General features: G+C 57.2%; 16 protein-coding genes. 8 read left to right on the forward strand and 8 right to left on the reverse strand.

Going from position 1 to position 16,558, the window contains the following annotated elements:
* The first annotated feature begins 106 nt into the window (after positions 1-106).
* Entirely contained in the window at positions 107-2,092 is a 1,986-nt protein-coding gene (locus B2790_RS19975) for a polysaccharide biosynthesis protein (protein WP_414708600.1), read from the forward strand.
* On the opposite strand, the gene B2790_RS25085 is transcribed toward B2790_RS19975, so the two are convergent.
* Positions 2,068-2,370 (reverse strand): D-glucuronyl C5-epimerase family protein, encoded by a 303-nt coding sequence (locus B2790_RS25085; RefSeq protein ID WP_414708601.1) that lies wholly within the window; start codon positions 2,368-2,370, stop codon positions 2,068-2,070. The genes B2790_RS19975 and B2790_RS25085 overlap by 25 nt on opposite strands.
* Positions 2,371-3,008: 638 nt before the next feature.
* Complete coding sequence (locus tag B2790_RS19980) at positions 3,009-3,221, reverse strand: hypothetical protein (RefSeq protein ID WP_286919587.1); 213 nt, start codon at positions 3,219-3,221, stop codon at positions 3,009-3,011.
* Between the two features lie 1,362 nt (positions 3,222-4,583).
* Between B2790_RS19980 and rfbB the strand changes: the two genes are divergently transcribed.
* The 5 genes from rfbB to B2790_RS20005 all read left to right on the forward strand — a co-directional run bounded on the left by rfbB (position 4,584) and on the right by B2790_RS20005 (position 9,442).
* Positions 4,584-5,654, forward strand: coding sequence for a dTDP-glucose 4,6-dehydratase (rfbB, locus tag B2790_RS19985; RefSeq protein ID WP_286919588.1), 1,071 nt, complete (start codon positions 4,584-4,586; stop codon positions 5,652-5,654).
* Positions 5,651-6,556 (forward strand): dTDP-4-dehydrorhamnose reductase, encoded by a 906-nt coding sequence (gene rfbD, locus B2790_RS19990; protein WP_286919589.1) that lies wholly within the window; start codon positions 5,651-5,653, stop codon positions 6,554-6,556. The genes rfbB and rfbD overlap by 4 nt, the downstream gene beginning before the upstream one ends.
* Before the next feature lie 8 nt (positions 6,557-6,564).
* Entirely contained in the window at positions 6,565-7,446 is an 882-nt protein-coding gene (gene rfbA, locus B2790_RS19995) for a glucose-1-phosphate thymidylyltransferase RfbA (protein ID WP_286919590.1), read from the forward strand.
* The gene (gene rfbC, locus B2790_RS20000) at positions 7,446-7,994 is read left to right on the forward strand and encodes a dTDP-4-dehydrorhamnose 3,5-epimerase (RefSeq protein WP_286919591.1); all 549 of its coding nucleotides are present in this window, start codon (positions 7,446-7,448) and stop codon (positions 7,992-7,994) included. The genes rfbA and rfbC overlap by 1 nt, the downstream gene beginning before the upstream one ends.
* Before the next feature lie 251 nt (positions 7,995-8,245).
* Positions 8,246-9,442, forward strand: a complete 1,197-nt coding sequence (locus B2790_RS20005; RefSeq protein ID WP_286919593.1) for an O-antigen ligase family protein — start codon at positions 8,246-8,248, stop codon at positions 9,440-9,442.
* Here the strand turns inward: B2790_RS20005 and B2790_RS20010 are convergent.
* The 3 genes from B2790_RS20010 to wecB form a co-directional block, all read right to left on the reverse strand.
* Positions 9,439-10,329: a glycosyltransferase family 2 protein gene (locus B2790_RS20010; RefSeq protein ID WP_075044079.1), complete on the reverse strand. Its 891-nt coding sequence runs from the start codon at positions 10,327-10,329 to the stop codon at positions 9,439-9,441. The genes B2790_RS20005 and B2790_RS20010 overlap by 4 nt on opposite strands.
* A 176-nt stretch (positions 10,330-10,505) precedes the next feature.
* Positions 10,506-11,345, reverse strand: coding sequence for a lipopolysaccharide kinase InaA family protein (locus B2790_RS20015; RefSeq protein WP_286919594.1), 840 nt, complete (start codon positions 11,343-11,345; stop codon positions 10,506-10,508).
* A gap of 128 nt (positions 11,346-11,473) precedes the next feature.
* Positions 11,474-12,637 carry a non-hydrolyzing UDP-N-acetylglucosamine 2-epimerase gene (gene wecB, locus B2790_RS20020; protein ID WP_286919595.1) on the reverse strand — a complete coding sequence of 388 codons (1,164 nt, stop codon included), beginning with the start codon at positions 12,635-12,637 and terminating at the stop codon, positions 11,474-11,476.
* Positions 12,638-13,175: 538 nt separating this feature from the next.
* Between wecB and B2790_RS20025 the strand changes: the two genes are divergently transcribed.
* Positions 13,176-13,511 carry a ComEA family DNA-binding protein gene (locus B2790_RS20025; RefSeq protein WP_024086485.1) on the forward strand — a complete coding sequence of 112 codons (336 nt, stop codon included), beginning with the start codon at positions 13,176-13,178 and terminating at the stop codon, positions 13,509-13,511.
* 236 nt (positions 13,512-13,747) lie between these two features.
* On the opposite strand, the gene B2790_RS20030 is transcribed toward B2790_RS20025, so the two are convergent.
* Complete coding sequence (locus B2790_RS20030; protein WP_010952850.1) at positions 13,748-13,915, reverse strand: DUF2897 family protein; 168 nt, start codon at positions 13,913-13,915, stop codon at positions 13,748-13,750.
* Positions 13,916-14,096: 181 nt separating this feature from the next.
* Between B2790_RS20030 and pyrF the strand changes: the two genes are divergently transcribed.
* Positions 14,097-14,798, forward strand: coding sequence for an orotidine-5'-phosphate decarboxylase (pyrF, locus tag B2790_RS20035; RefSeq protein WP_010952851.1), 702 nt, complete (start codon positions 14,097-14,099; stop codon positions 14,796-14,798).
* A 58-nt stretch (positions 14,799-14,856) separates the two neighbouring features.
* On the opposite strand, the gene B2790_RS20040 is transcribed toward pyrF, so the two are convergent.
* Both B2790_RS20040 and B2790_RS20045 read right to left on the reverse strand, forming a co-directional pair.
* On the reverse strand, positions 14,857-15,687 hold the full coding sequence (locus B2790_RS20040) for an undecaprenyl-diphosphate phosphatase (protein WP_025338140.1): 831 nt from the start codon (positions 15,685-15,687) through the stop codon (positions 14,857-14,859).
* Positions 15,688-15,881: 194 nt separating this feature from the next.
* Entirely contained in the window at positions 15,882-16,157 is a 276-nt protein-coding gene (locus B2790_RS20045; protein WP_075044081.1) for a DUF3077 domain-containing protein, read from the reverse strand.
* Positions 16,158-16,558: the final 401 nt, after the last annotated feature.

Consider the following 16,558-nt stretch of genomic DNA (forward strand, 5'->3'; position numbering starts at 1 on the left):
CAATATGGAAGGTAATTTTTTGGTGATTGACGCGCTATCGTGCGATCCCATCACAAAAGGCTTGGATAGCCTCTTGAGAGCGAGGGCTCATTAAAAGATGAAGAGTATGAGAATGCGCATGCTTGCGCTGCCACGTCGAAAAAAGCGCGCATTGCAGGTCGCGGTCGATGTAGTGTTGGTAATCGTGGCCCTGTGGTTGGCTTTTGCTGTACGCCTGGGTATTGACGAAATGAACAACCCGCTAACCAGTCATCCATGGTTGTTCGTGGCTGCACCAGTGGTGGCGGTGCCCATTTTTATCCGCTTTGGCATGTATCGTGCTGTCATGCGCTACTTTGGCAATGATGCACTTATTACAATTATTAAAGCGGTTAGCCTATCCTCGTTGACTCTCGCTCTAATTGTATATTGGTATGCCAATCATAAGTATATCGTCCCGCGCTCGATCATTTTTAACTATTGGTGGTTAAGCCTGATAATGATTGGTGGGCTGCGTTTGATCATGCGCCAATATTTTTTGGGGGATTGGTTCGCTACAACGCAGCACGTACCTTTTGCTAACCGCGACAATGGACTGCCAAAGGTGGCGGTGTATGGTGCGGGTGCTGCGGGAAATCAGTTGGTGGCCGCCTTACGCATGGGGCGGGTCATGCGGCCGGTGGCCTTTATTGATGATGATGAAGGTGTCGCGGACAGAGTAATCTCGGGTCTTACTGTCTTCAGAGGCAAAGACATTCAGAGAATGATCGACGTTACTGGTGCTGAAGAAGTTCTTCTGGCTGTACCTTCTGCGACTAGAGCTAGGCGTAGGGAAATTCTCGGCGCATTAGAGGGTTTTCCGCTTCACGTAAGAAGTATTCCCGGGATCATGGACTTGGCCAGCGGAAGGGTGAAAGTTGACGACATTCAAGAGGTCGATATTGCTGATCTTTTAGGGCGTGATGCCGTCCCTGCGCAAAAAGATCTTTTGGCTCATTGCATCACTGATAAGGTTGTGATGGTAACTGGAGCTGGTGGTTCAATAGGCTCTGAACTGTGTCGGCAGATCCTGTTGTTGAAACCCAAAGCACTGCTGCTTTTTGAGCACAGTGAGTTTAATCTCTACAGTATTCACGGTGAGTTGGAGCAGTCTATACTTCGAAAGTCACTGCCCGTACGCTTATTGCCCTTTCTGGGAACCATTCGTAATCAGAAGCATTTATTTGATGTTATGACGACGTGGCATGTCGATACTGTATACCATGCGGCAGCATATAAGCATGTACCAATGGTTGAGCATAATATTGCAGAAGGGGTCCTCAATAACCTCATTGGTACATTGAATACGGCGCAAGCTGCCTTGCAAGCTAATGTTTCTAATTTTGTTCTGATTTCTACAGACAAAGCGGTTCGACCGACAAACGTTATGGGTAGTACAAAGCGCTTGGCGGAAATGGTCCTCCAAGCATTGAGCAAGGAAGTTGCGCCCGTGTTATTTGGCGACTCAGCCAACGTAGCTAGCGTTAACAAAACCCGTTTTACCATGGTTCGCTTTGGTAATGTTTTGGGTTCTTCAGGGTCTGTAATTCCATTGTTTTATAAACAAATCAAAATGGGTGGGCCCCTGACGGTCACCCATCCTAAGATTACGCGTTATTTCATGACCATTCCTGAGGCGGCACAATTGGTTATTCAGGCTGGTTCGATGGGGCAAGGCGGCGATGTGTTTGTATTAGACATGGGGGAGCCGGTTAAAATTGCTAGTTTGGCGGAAAAAATGATTCATTTGTCAGGTCTGAGTGTAAGGTCTGAAATTAACCCTCACGGTGATGTGGCGATCGAGTTTACGGGGCTCCGTCCCGGAGAGAAGCTCTATGAGGAGTTGTTGATCGGTGATAACGTATCACCTACCCAGCATCCCATGATTATGTCCGCTAACGAAGACTATGTCTCGTGGGACGCGCTTAAAGAATGTCTTGATTCATTGATTAGGGCTCTTGCAGACGAAGACTTTAACCGGGTTAGGCAGATGCTTAGAGAACTGGTAAGCGGCTATTCCCCAGAAGGTGAAATCGTTGATTGGTTCTATCAACAACGGCGCTTGGATATGTAAGCCATGGATGTGAATGGACCCCCATGTTCGATAGGGACAGTGAGGAAGTGCAGTGCTTTGTTACCTGCTTCGAGCAGTTCCGGGCGCTGGTCGGAATGGTAAGCCCGAGCCAGTACGCTTAGTGCTGTACCTTGGGCCATACCGCTTACCCAACCGGGCGGGTAAGTTTTGCCCAGGGCGTAATGGTGAAAAGCGAAGTTGTAACGGAAGGCGCCTTCGAAGCTTTGCATACTTAGCAGTTCATTTACGCCGTTCCAGTATCTGGTGGTCGAGCGCATGACCTAGGCTCGACTAGCGGAGATCGGTGGCTTGGTTAACTCCGGCTTTGTGACTAGCCACAATAAGAAAGGGAAGTAGGCGGCAGAGCGTTCAGCGGAGCGCGGGACAATGGATTTCCCAAGTAGCCATTTGTTGGCATCACCTATCGCGGTGCGGGTAATTCCGCGCACTCATGGCTGTAGACTGCGATAGCTCCAGTGGAGCCTGTGGATACACCGCCCGCCATACCGTTTCGGCGGGGTAGAAATTGCCCGCTTTTTCTTTGTTCTCCTCATGCCCAGCTGTTTAGCTGGGCTTTTTTGTCAGAGCCACTAATCGGGAACGGGTAGGAAAGCACCACAGTAAAAGCTTGGGAGCGGGTTACAAATGTATTTCTAAAGACATTGAGATACACTCGAACAGGCCAGTCATCATCACACAATTTTGAGCCAATACTAAAAGACCGATATGCCAAGCATGCTCGAGAAGGATTCTAGCCTGGGGGCGCGGTGCTAGCCTGGTTGCTGCTTCACCAACCTCAACTGTACACCGCTGGTTTTTCGGTCGTGATAGCTGCCGTTGGGGGACGTCGGTGGCACTCGCAAGCACATGTTTCTGGAAGGTGCGCTCTCTGTAGCATTAGTACCCTGCCTTGGTGTCATTGCTCAGATGGATGGGCTTGCCACAGGGCATCTCGACGTTCGCCGATAGCGTTCTCGAGTTCATCAGGAAATTTCACCGATAAGGCAGCCTTGACGATGCAGGTTTCCGCCATTCCGTTATCCTCGGTGTCTCCGAAGTTCGTCACATCGCGGTATAGGGTATAGACTGTCGCAATACTTGTAACGCCCGGATCTATCTTTCGGGTCATGTCGAAGCGGTGTGACCTAGCACTACACCGGTCTTGTTACCGAAGCCGGTATATTTCACATACAAGTCGATGTCTCAAACATCGCAGCATTGCATCTTCAACGGTGCTTCACGGTGCAAAAAGGGGGGCGCAGGTTTGTTTCCGCGATACCTACGCGATGGTCTGATGCAACACCGCAGCGCTCTCACGACCTCGTGTGCATCCGCATGAGTTTGAGTTATCGTTGGGTTAGCCTAGCCCTTGCTTGGTCGGGCAAAATTTCTTCAGGAGAGGGCCTGAGGTGGTGGAGTTGCCACACGCATATGCATCTGCCTTGCGCAGGCACTTGGAGCGCCCTTGTGTCGCGAAAAAGGCGAGAAGCGCCCCCACATTCATCTTCGCAGCAAATACTGCGGAGGCCGCTTTGCGGTCTTTCGACACAATGCCGCTCAGGTCCTGGGTATGCGTACGGAGCCTCGCGGCAAAAGAAAAAACCGCAGCGTTTTTCTAGGTAGTTGTCGCGTCAGCCATCAAACTATGCAGCTTGTTTGAGGTGCGGTTGTTCCTGATTTGGGTTCAACAACATACCAGCCGATTCCGAGTTGCTGAGGTTAGGGTCTACAAGCTAGGGGCATCTATCACTGGGATAGCTCGGTTTTGGCCTATCTCATTATCAAAGCTAGATGTAGAGAAAGTAACTGAGTAACGGCCCAGGTCACTTAGGTCTCTTCCAAAATCGACCGCTATCCCTTGAGTATTCCACTTATAAACCTCAGCCTCATAAGAAGCCCCGGACTTCAACTTCACCCAATGAGTCCCGCTAGTCGCAGGCTGCCCGAGCTTATCAGTCAGCATCTCTTTAACCAGATACAAATTATTAGCATTGCCCGTCAAAACAAACTGACTAACAGCCCCACCATCCACCGTTGCAAACAACTTATACCCCGGCGAAATAGGCAGATATGGCAACCCCCGCACCTCAAATCGCCCAGCTTTCTCGGTCGCAACCCGGCAAGGCTCACTAGGGCGTAGATCCCCCGCCACACACTCCGGCACCTCCGTCATGAAGTCCCCCTGCAGATCAACCCCCAGGAACGCGCTAGGCGTCATAACCCGGTCGGCAAGCTGCGTGGACTGTGCCCAGACAGGCGCGGAAGCAAACAAGGCCGCAACAGCGACCGAAGGAAAAATAGAAGGCATGGACAATCCCTGTGAGCCCGGATGGCTTTTCCTGAGAAGGGGTCGTATTTTGCCCCGCCAGCAATGACAGAACAACAGTCAAAAGCGTGAACGGCGTCTTACCGCAACACTGCCGCAGCTTTCCCGTCTAGAATTGCGCCCAGTTACCTTTACCCGACACTTATTCGAGAAGCGTTCAACCCTATGACAATCCTGGTAACCGGCGGCGCCGGCTTCATCGGTGCGAATTTCGTGCTGGATTGGTTAAGCCAGTCAGGCGAAACCATCGTCAACCTGGACAAACTGACCTACGCCGGCAACCTGCGGAGCCTGGCTAGCCTGGACGGTAATCCGCAACATGTCTTTGTGCATGGCGATATCGGCGATGGGCCGTTGGTACAACGGCTGTTGGCCGAGCACCGCCCGCGCGCCGTGCTCAATTTCGCCGCCGAGTCGCATGTCGACCGCTCCATTCACGGCCCTCAGGCATTCGTTGAAACGAATGTGGTGGGTACCTTCCAGTTGCTGGAAGCAGTGCGGGGCTACTGGCAGGGCCTGGATGAGGCAGAGCGGGCAGTGTTCCGCTTCCTGCATGTTTCCACCGACGAGGTTTATGGCTCGCTGAAAGCCGGTGAACCTGCCTTCACCGAAACCCACCAATACCAGCCAAACAGCCCGTACTCGGCCAGCAAGGCGGCCAGTGACCACTTGGTGCGCTCCTATCACCATACCTATGGCCTGCCGGTGCTCACCACCAACTGCTCCAACAACTACGGGCCGCTGCATTTCCCCGAAAAGCTGATCCCGCTGATGATCGTCAATGCCTTGGCTGGCAAGCCGCTGCCGGTGTATGGCGATGGGCAGCAGATTCGTGACTGGCTATACGTCAAAGACCACTGCAGCGCCATCCGCCGTGTGCTGGAAGCAGGGCAGGTGGGTGAGGTGTACAACGTCGGCGGCTGGAACGAAATGCCCAACCTCGACATCGTCCACCGTGTATGTGCGCTGCTCGATGAGCTTCGCCCGCGGGCTGACGGCCAGCCTTATGCCAGCCAGATCAGCTTCGTAACCGACCGCCCAGGCCATGACCGCCGCTATGCAATCGATGCCCGCAAGCTCGAGCGCGAGCTTGGCTGGAAGCCTGCTGAAACCTTCGAAACCGGCATTCGCAAGACGGTTACCTGGTATCTGGCTAACCAGGACTGGGTCAAAGGCGTAATGGACGGCAGTTATCGTGACTGGGTCGCACAGCAATATGGGGCTGAGAAAGTTTGAAAATCTTGCTGTTGGGGAAGAACGGGCAGGTAGGTTGGGAGTTGCAGCGTGCCCTTGCGCCATTGGGGGAGGTGATTGCGCTTGACCGCCAGGGCGACGGTAGCTTGTGTGGTGATTTGAGTGACCTCGAAGGCCTGGCGGCTACAGTGCGCTCGCTAGCCCCGGATGTGATCGTCAACGCTGCGGCCTACACGGCAGTGGACAAAGCCGAGAGCGAGCCAGAGCGGGCTGCCCGAATCAATGCCGAAGCGCCGGGCGTTCTGGCACGTGAGGCCGCCAAGCTGGGTGCATGGCTGATTCACTACTCTACAGACTACGTGTTCGATGGCAGTGGCCAGGCGCCGTGGCAAGAGGGTGCCCCCACCGGTCCGTTGTCTGTCTATGGCCGTACCAAGCTCGATGGTGAGCTGGCCATTCAGGCCAGCGGTGCCTCTGCCGTGGTGCTGCGTACCAGCTGGGTGTATGCTGCGCGCGGCCACAATTTTGCCAAGACCATGCTGCGCCTGGCGGCGGAGCGCGATGCGCTCAACGTGGTGGCAGACCAGTTTGGTGCCCCCACCGGCGCAGACCTGATCGCCGATGTTACCGCCCATATCCTGCACCGAATATTCAGCGCGCAGGACGCGCGCCCTTTGGCAGGCACCTACCATCTTGCAGCAGCCGGCGAAACCAGCTGGCACGGGTATGCCCAGTTCGTATTGGCGCATGCCAGCCACAATGGCGTTGCCTTGAGGGTTTCAGCCGAGCAGGTAGGCGCAATCAATACCGAAGCTTACCCGGTGCCGGCGCCACGCCCGCGAAATTCTCGGCTGGCATTGGCTAAACTCGAAGAAACGTTCAATCTCAAGATGCCGCTTTGGCAACAAGGCGTGCAACGCATGCTGGACGAAATCCAGCGCTAGGAATTTTTATGGCACGCAAAGGACTCATTCTGGCGGGCGGCTCTGGCACTCGCCTGCACCCCGCCACGCTGTCGGTATCGAAGCAACTGTTGCCGGTGTACGACAAACCGATGATCTACTACCCGCTCAGTACGCTGCTGCTGGCCGGTATTCGTGACATCCTGATCATCTCGACGCCACAGGACACCCCACGCTTCGAGCAATTGCTGGGTGATGGTAGCCGTTGGGGCATCAACCTTTCGTATGCCGTGCAAGCTAGCCCGGATGGGTTGGCCCAGGCGTTCACGATCGGGGCAGGCTTCATCGGCAGCGCCGCGTCTGCCTTGGTGCTGGGTGACAACATTTTCTATGGCCACGACTTCCAGGCGCTGCTGCAGAGCGCTGACCAGCGGCAGACGGGCGCGTCCGTCTTTGCACATCATGTCCAGGACCCGGAGCGTTATGGGGTCGCGGAGTTCGATGACAGCGGGCGTGTGCTGTCGATTGAAGAAAAGCCGAAGGTCCCCAAGTCCAACTATGCGGTCACCGGCCTTTATTTCTACGACAACCAGGTCGTCGACCTGGCCAGGCAGCTGAAGCCGTCGGCACGTGGCGAACTGGAAATTACCGACCTCAACAACTTGTACCTCCAGCAGCAGCAGCTGCAGGTCGAGATCATGGGGCGTGGTTATGCGTGGCTGGATACCGGTACCCACGACAGCTTGCTGGATGCCAGCCAATACATTGCCACCATGGAGCGGCGCCAGGGCCTCAAGGTCGCTTGCCCTGAAGAGATTTGCTATCGCGCGGGCTGGATCAATGCTGAACAGCTTGAGCGCCTCGCCCAGCCGTTGCTGAAAAACGGTTACGGTCAGTACCTGAAGAACCTGCTTGAAGTGAAGGTATTTTGATGCACGCTATTTCATTGGCCATCCCTGAAGTCGTCCTGTTTACCCCAAAGGTTTTCGGTGATGAGCGTGGCTTTTTCTACGAGAGTTTCAATGCGCGCGTGTTCAATGAAGTGACTGGCCTGCAGCCAGACTTCGTTCAGGACAACCATTCCCGCTCGGTGAAGGGCGTGCTGCGCGGGTTGCATTACCAATTGCCGCCCCATGCCCAAGGCAAGCTGGTGCGTGTGGTACAGGGTGAAGTGTTCGATGTGGCGGTGGATATCCGTCGTAGCTCGCCCACTTTCGGCAAATGGGTTGGTGCGGTGTTGTCGTCGCAAAACCATAACCAGTTGTGGATTCCGCCGGGTTTCGCCCACGGCTTCGTGACGTTGAGCGAGACTGCCGAGTTTGTCTACAAGACCACTGACTTCTACTCGGCCCAGAGCGAACGTTGCATTGCCTGGGATGATCAGCAAATTGCCATCGACTGGCCGATAGACTTCGGGCCCACGCTGTCCGCCAAGGACCAGGTCGGCAAGGCCCTGGCGCAGGCCGACCTATTCGACTGACGGTACCTGCGGGGGAGGGGGCGGTGAACGTGCATTGCTCTGGTGGCCTGCGTATGATGGCGAGCTGCCATGAATCGCTTGCCAAGCGCAGCGCTGCTGCAATTGGTGACTCCGGGCGTGGCAGAAATCCGCAGCTGAGCCGGAAAAAGAACTTGTTTCAGAAAAGGGCGATTTCCATCAGCTGCAGCATTTTTATAATTAAATTCGCATAGGATATGTGATGAAGAACGCCGTTTGCCTGAGGACGCTAGATGTCGATTGATGTATCAATAGAGTCCCCGGCTCAACGCTTTGGAAGTCTGGTCAATACCTACCTGTTGCCATTGGGCTGGTTTTTCATCCTTACCGGGATGTTCTGGGCCTGGGACCGTACTACCTACCACAAGCTTTTCTACATTTTTCTTGCCCTGCCCACGCTTGGGATGTTGATCGCACAGCGTAAGTGGTTCAAACCTCTCGTTTGTAACCCACTGTTCCTGGCGTTCCTGGCCTTCAGTGCCTACACCCTGTTGAGCATCGCCTGGTCCGACACGGAAAACTCCGTTGGCAGCTTGCTCAAACGGCCACTGTACATCGCAATGTTGCTGTTCGCTGCCGGTATGATCAGCCTGCGTTCTCCTGGGCAGCTGGAGCAATGCACGCGTCTGGCAGCTATTTTCGCTGCAATTGCGGCAGGCGTTTCAGTGGCTTACTTCCTCTACCTGAACCCGTCTTTTGCGGGCAGGCGTTTGGTAGGTTACGGCGCGCTGTACAACCCTTTGCTCACCGCCCATGTGTTTGGCGCATTTGCTGCGTTCTGGTTGGCCTCCTGGTTCCAGGCCCGTAGCGCGCTCAGCCCATTGCCGCTTGTGTGCCTGGCGATCTTGGGGCTGGCGGTTCTCGCAACCGGCTCCCGCACGCCATTGATTGGCCTGGCGGCTGCTTTGGGTTGGCTTCTGGTGGTTGGCGACCGCAGGCGTGGGCTCATGGCCGGTGCGGTGATCGTGCTTGTGCTGATTGGCGTTGCACTGGTGTATCCCGAGGCCGTGACTCAGCGTGGCGTTTCATACCGCCCGGCCATTTGGTTGGATGCGCTGCGCCAGGCCGGCGAACATCCATGGTTGGGGCATGGTTTCGACTCACCCATGACGGTGATTATTCCGGGGCTTGGAAAAACACTTGCCGATCCGCATAACATCGAGTTAGGCGTGCTATACGCCGGTGGGATCGTAGGTTTGGCCTTGTGGATGGCGATTTACGGCGTGGCCATGTACTTCTGCTGGGCTTACCGCAAGCACCCCGGTGTTACCCTTGCGGCAACCTGGCTGATCTTCGGCTTCGCCTCGGGCCTGACGGAAGGCAGTGCCTTCATGTCACGCCCGAAGGAGCATTGGTTCCTGATCTGGATCCCGATGGCCCTGGTCTACGGCCAGTCACTGGTCCACTGGAAGCGTAGCCGCGGGGCTTAAGACCAGGCCATCCGCCACATACCGCGTAGGGTCTTCTTGTTCCAGTACCTGAGCGGGATTTCTGAAAGGACTTCCCGGCTCAGTGCCTTGTCGCGGTTGGCGTACTTCAGCACCATGGAATTACGGAAGTTCATGCACACCTGCTCGTACTGCGGGTGGTCGCTGAACACGGCAAAGGTGCGCAGCACGTTATCCACCATGAAGCGGCCGTTCTTGAAGGTGTTGGTGGGGTGGTCACGGTACTGCGCCAGCACCTCGCCCAGCACGTCGATGAAGTAACCGGCACGGGCGATCGACAGTTCGATATACACGTCTTCCAGGCGGATGTCGGCATTGAAGCCGCCCACTTTTTCCAGCGCCTCGCGGCGCAGCATCAATGTGGCTGCCATGGGGCCAGGCTTGCGGTCGAGGAACAGGTCGTCGAAGTCCAGGCGGCGGAAAGGCAGGTTACGGTTGCGCTGCTCGCGGGCACCCATCACCTTGCCATCCTGGTCGATGGTTTCGATGTTGGCCGAGCAGATGCCCACTTCAGGCTTGCCGTTCATGTATTCCACCTGGGTGGCGATACGGTGCGGCAGCATGATGTCGTCAGAGCCGAAAGGCACGATCAGGTTGCCCTTGGCGCGTGCGATCGCGTCGTTGAGCGTGCGTGCCAGGCCTTGGTTGGCCTGGAAGCGCAGGTCGAAGCCGTACTGCTCCTGAAGGCGCTTGAGCACTGCAGGGCTGTCGTCCTTGGAGCCGTCATCGATCACCAGAAGCTCGATGTTCTTGTAGGTCTGGTTGATGACGCTGGCGATGCTTGCTTCGATGTAGCGCGCATGGTTGTACGACGCGATGATCACTGTCACCAACGGAGTGTCAGTGACGGCGTGACTCTCAGAACTCATGTGAAATCCCTAGCTTTGATCCGTTTGTATGAAGCTTTGCGCAGGCTGCCTGCTTGCTCTTTTCTAAAGTGATGGCAATTCAGTGTCTTGGGCAGGCAGTTCCCATTCTAAAGGAAGGGGCATCTTGGGGATACGGTAGGCACGGCGCAGGTTGCCTACCCGTGTAGCAATGGTGCTTACCAACGACTTTCGAGTACGCCACGGGTGAAGATCTCGCGGCGTTTCAGGCGCCCGATTTCCTCATGCTTGGCAAGCGCGTATACCCGGTTGAAGGCAGCACGTTGCACATCAGGGAAGTACTCGGCCAGTGCGCATTCAACCGCGGCATCGTAGTCCGCTTCGGTTATGTAACGGTAAATTTCCCGGTAGTAGAAAAAGCCGAACTGAAAGCCCAGGGTTTCGCTGAAGAAATTGCTTGGCTCAGAGAAGCTGTTCTCCAGGTCGATGGCCTGCGCTTTGCCTTGTTGCGGGAGCATCACGTTGGCGGCCCACAGGTCCATGTGGGTGACCCCCCGGCAGTGCAGGGCATGCAACAGTTCGAAGGCGGCCTCGATTACCTGGTGCACCGCTTCGGGCGCCCTGCGGATTCTTGCCAACCCGTCCTCGTGGCCACTGAGCAATTCGGTGATAAGGAAGAAGTCCTGTATCAGGCCGAACCTGGAGCGGCTGTAACCGTAGCCGACCAGCCTTGGCACCCGTGCACCGCGGCGGCCGGCTTCACGCGTATTGATCAGTTCCTCGAGAGACCAGTCGTACATGCCGTTGCGCTTGGGCCTGCCGCGTTGCATGCGCAGTTTCTTTTTCAGCGAGTCGAGTTTTTCGCGCTTGGTGAACAACTGGCTCTGCACGCAGGCGAGCGGTGCGCTGACCCGTTTGGCGCTGGCGCTTTGCGCGATCAGCTGTTCGAAGGCTTGTCGGGTGTGAGGGGCAATGGGGCCCTGAAGGTGCAGGGTGGTGTCGCGATACCGCAGGGTGTGGGGGTATTCGTCTTGCCAGATCTGTGTGTCGCCAACCACGCTTCGTCCTTGTAGTATCAAAAAGCCATATTTCAATGGATCCAATGTTACAGAACTTTCACGTTTTTCCTACAATTTATTGACGTTCGTTAACCTGATCGTATGGTATAGGGCCGCATCGGCGGCCTCTATTGCTCAAGCCTTGGGCGCTTCTGCGCATCCTGTGCAACGGCAAAATCAGCGAGCGCCTGCACTATCCGCCCACACGCCTTACCATCCCCATAGGGGTTATGCGCCACGCTCATCTCCCGGTAAGCCCCCTCATCCGTCAGCAACCTGGCCAGCTCACCGGCAATGGAATCCACCTCCGTACCCACCAGCTTCACAGTCCCCGCTGCCACGGCCTCTGGCCGCTCCGTGGTATCGCGCATCACCAGCACCGGTTTGCCCAGTGCCGGTGCTTCCTCCTGAATGCCCCCCGAGTCGGTCAAAATTACATACGCACGGCTCATCAGGTAAACGAACGGCAGGTAATCCAGTGGTTCGATCAGGTAGATATTCCCCACATCCGCCAGCAGCCGGTTGACCGGTTCGCGCACGTTGGGGTTGAGGTGCACCGGGTACAGCACATCCACCTCGGGGAACTGGCGCGCCGTCTGTACCAAAGCCTGGCAGATGCGTTCGAAGCCACCGCCAAAGTTCTCGCGGCGGTGGCCTGTTACCAGCACCATGCGGCGGTTGGCAGCCAGGTAATCGAACTGGCGTTCGAACTGGGCCCTCAGCGCTGGGCTCTCCAGTTTGTGCACCACTTCCAGCAGGGCGTCGATCACGGTGTTGCCGGTGGTGAAAATGCTCGCCGGGTCGATGCCTTCCCTTAGCAGGTTGTCACGCGAGGTGGCGGTGGGGGCGAAGTGCAGGGCGGCCAGGGTGCCGGTCAGGCGCCGGTTGCCTTCCTCTGGCCAGGGGGAATACAGGTTGTTGGTGCGCAGGCCGGCTTCTACGTGGGCGATGGGGATTTGCTGGTAATAGGCCGCCAGGCTGGTGGCAAACGTGGTCGCGGTGTCGCCATGCACCAGCACAACATCGGGCTTGAATTCGGCCAGTACCGGCTGGATACCCTGCAAAATCCCGGTAGTCACGCCGGTCAGGTCCTGGCCGGGTTTCATGATGTTCAAGTCGTAATCGGGGGTGATATCGAACAGTTCCAGTACCTGGTCGAGCATTTGCCGGTGCTGGCCGGTGACGCACACGCGGGACTCGAAGCGGGCGTCCTGGGCGAGTTGCAGGGCAAGCGGGGCCATCTTGATGGCTTCTGGACGGGTGCCAAATACGGTGAGGGTCTTGAGGGGCACGGCGGTGATCCTCTTGCTGGACGGGGCAGTACGGGTGGGCCGAATGGGCTGGGCAGGCGCGCGAAGGCTGGCCTGGTGGACGGGCTGAGTGCGAGGGCAAGCGACGGATGAATGGGGGCATGCAGCTTGGGTCCTTCAAGCAAACGGCTGTCCATTGCTCAAAAAATCTAGCAGTTGGTTCATGTGATGCCAGTTGGCAGGTGGTGTGTTTGCCAGCTACAGAGTGCGGTTGTTTGTGATCAGGCCTTGTTCACCGGGGGTTGTAGGAATGTGGGCAGGTTTTGCTGTGAATGCGGCATCGGACAAACGGGTATTCGGCTACAGGCCATAAGGGATGGCGCCAATGCTCTAGGGCCGGGGTGGTTGAGGGGGGAAAGGCCATTGTTTTTGGGTTGGCGAAGTTGGGTTGGTGATTGATCGATTTGGTAACCATTCGCCGATGATGGTGGCTGTTTCGGTGTGGGGTTTGCCGCTAAGGTTGATTGCGCGGCCGAAGGAAAGCGGCTGCTGGAAAATGACCAACCCAGGAGTATTCACCATGCGTAACAACGTTCTGTCGTACTTGCTGCTGCCGCTGTTCGCCAGCCTGTCCTTTTCCCTTAGCGCTGCCCCGGCCAGCACTACGGCGGTGGCCGAGCCGGTGCCGGTGGTAACCCAGCAGCAGGCCCAGCAGCCGCAGCGGCTGGACCTGAACACGGCTGATGCGCTTACTTTGCAGAAGGAGCTGAACGGGATAGGGAAGGCCAAGGCTGAGGCCATAGTGGCCTACCGGGAGGCCAATGGGCCGTTTGCTTCGGTGGATGAACTGCTGGAGATCAAGGGGATTGGTAATGCGTTGCTGGAGCGTAACCGGGACAAGGTGATGGTGGAATAATGGGGAGGGGCTGGGGTTTGTGTCCTGGCCCTGACTTTCATGAAGATTCAATTGAGAGAACTGAATTCGAAAGCGGTCCGCGTACCCTGTGGGAGCGGCTTTAGCCGCGAAGAACCAAACGCGGTGCATGGCACCGGCTGCGCCGGTATTCGCGGCTAAATCCGCTCCCACAGGGACCCTGCTGACTCAATGAGTTATGTATCAGCCGGTCAGATCGTGCCAGCGACCGGCGGGCGCTAGCGGTCCTGCGCATCCTTGGCATCCGCTTCGGCATTGCGCTCATGCACCTTGCGCAGCTGTTCTTCGGTCAGTGGCAGTTTCTTTGCCGTATCGCGCAGCAGCATCAGCCCGCCGACGATCGAGCCGAGGGCTATGATGAGTATCAGCCAGGCATACCAGGGCATTGTCGTTCTCCTTTGCTGGTGATGGGCAGCGCTTGTACAAATGTTGAGCAATTGCCCGTTCCGTTGGTTCAATTATAGGAGCCAGCCACTGTCGGGCCAATTCCGTGACCCGCGGGCCCCAAAGCTTGTGCCACTTCGTTTACAATGCGCGCCGTTTTCGACTTGCCAAGAGACCCTGCCCATGTCCGCCTGCCAGACGCCCCTGATCGTCGCCCTGGATTTCCCTACCCGTGAGGCCGCCCTGAAGCTGGCTGACCAGCTTGACCCTGCGCTGTGCCGGGTGAAGGTTGGCAAGGAGCTGTTCACCAGCAGCGCTTCGGGCATTGTCGAAACCCTGTGCGACAAGGGCTTCGAAGTGTTTCTGGACCTCAAGTTCCACGACATCCCCAACACCACCGCCATGGCGGTGAAGGCCGCGGCCGAGATGGGTGTATGGATGGTGAACGTGCATTGCTCCGGTGGCCTGCGCATGATGGCGGCCTGCCGTGAAGAGTTGGCCAAGCGCAGCGGCCCGCAGCCGTTACTGATTGGTGTGACCGTGCTGACCAGCATGGAGCGTGAAGACCTGGCCGGCATCGGCCTGGATGTCGACCCGCAAGAGCAGGTGCTGCGCCTGGCGGCGCTGGCCGAGAAGGCTGGCATGGACGGTTTGGTGTGCTCGGCGCTAGAGGCCCCGGCACTGAAGGCGGCGCACCCGTCGCTGCAGCTGGTGACCCCGGGCATTCGCCCGGCAGGCAGTGCGCAGGATGACCAGCGCCGTATCCTCACCCCGCGCCAGGCACTGGATGCAGGTTCGGACTACCTGGTGATCGGCCGCCCGATCAGCCAGGCCGCCGACCCGGCGCAAGCGCTGGCAGCGGTAGTCGCTGAAATACGCGGCTGAACCTGACCAATGAAAAAGGGCTGCGGATGCAGCCCTTTTTCATTTTTGTGTCGTGCTATCAGCCCTGAGCTGTCGACCAGTCGATCCAGCCGAACTGCCAGGTAGCCAGGATCAATAAACCGAAGGCGATGCGATACCAGGCAAACGTCGCGTAGCTGTGGTTGGCGATGAACTTGAGCAGCGCACGCACGGCGATCATGGCGAAGATGAACGAGGTCACGAAGCCAATGGCGAACACCGGCAGGTCGCCGGGCTGGAACAGCTCACGGTACTTGTAACCCGAATACACTGCTGCGCCGACCATGGTCGGCATCGCCAGAAAGAACGAGAACTCGGTGGCCGCTTTGCGCGACAGGCCGAACAGCAGGCCGCCGATGATGGTGGACCCGGAACGCGACGTGCCCGGGATCATTGCCAGGCACTGGACGAAGCCGATCTTCAGGGCATGGCTCCAGCGCATGTCATCGACGTGGTCGACTGCCACGCGGTGGGTACGGCGTTCGGCCCAGAGCATGATTACCCCGCCAACCACCAAGGCCGTTGCCACGGTGATCGGGTTGAACAGGTAGTGGTGAATCAGGTCGGCGAACAGCACGCCCAGCACCACCGCTGGCAGGAACGCCAACAGCAGGTTGCCGGTGAAGCGCCGCGCCGCGGGCTGACTGGTCAGGCCGAACACCACTTCCAGGATCTTGCCGCGAAACTCCCACACTACCGCCAGGATCGCCGCCAGCTGGATGATGATGTTGAACGCTATCGCGCGTTCACCGCCGAAATCTATCAAATCGGCAACGATGATCTGGTGCCCGGTACTGGAGATCGGTAGAAACTCCGTGAGCCCTTCAACCACTCCCAGGATGATTGCCTGGAAGGCAGTCCATAAATCCATTGATCCCCCCGTTGGAGCCGTGCTGCTTGCACGGCCCATGCTCTTGATTTACCTATGATTGCCGGTTGAGGCGGCGAAGATGTTGGTGCGCGCCGGATGCTACCAGAGCGACGGTGCGAAGACTTGTGCGGGGTTGTAACGGTGTGGAAGCGTCTGCTGTGCCGGCCGCTCCCACAAGGGGCTGCGTTGCCTTGTCAGTGCAGCTTGTTCTTGGCCAGTTCGATGTCGTTCATCAGGGCCTTGGCCATGGCCAGCAGGTAATCGGCGGAGCCCAGCAGCTTGTGGTCATCTTCCATGTCGCCTTCGCGCACAAGGTGCTTGATGTAGCCCAGCAGGACTGAAACGTGCTCGTAGGCATCATCGATCGGTATGCCGGGTTGTACGCGGAGCAGGTCGAGGGTGGGGTTGCCGGCTTCGAGGAAGGTTTCCAGGCCTGCGGTTAGGATGGGGGAGGGGGTGTACTTTTTCATGGTTAAAATCCAGTGCGTGACGAGGAGCAACCACCCGGATCTTTCTCACGGACAAGGGTGGCAGCCATTGCGTGGGGTGAGAAACCGGTGCACTGACGCCGGCCAAGCCGAAGCCTGCCCGCGAATGGCTGCCATTGAACAGTGGAGCAGCAGTGCATAACAGGTTCTCACACCCGGTCACCAACATGGCGACCCGGTGAACTTAACCCTGAGGGATTTCCCCGACAATTCAGCTGCTTCCGACCGCTGCGTAGGATAGTTCGCTTGCTGCTTCAAGCTGAAGCGGTGAGGGCAAGGTTCAGGAAAGTCTGACGCGCTGCGAACGCGGTGCTGCAGTTATCGCCGGGGCCGCTGTGCGGCCCAATCGCCGGCAAGCCAGCTCCCACAGGTACAGCGTCGGG

Origin of the sequence: Pseudomonas sp. UBA6753 (assembly GCF_002453565.1) — a bacterium.
GTDB classification, from domain to species: Bacteria; Pseudomonadota; Gammaproteobacteria; order Pseudomonadales; family Pseudomonadaceae; genus Aquipseudomonas; species Aquipseudomonas putida_Z.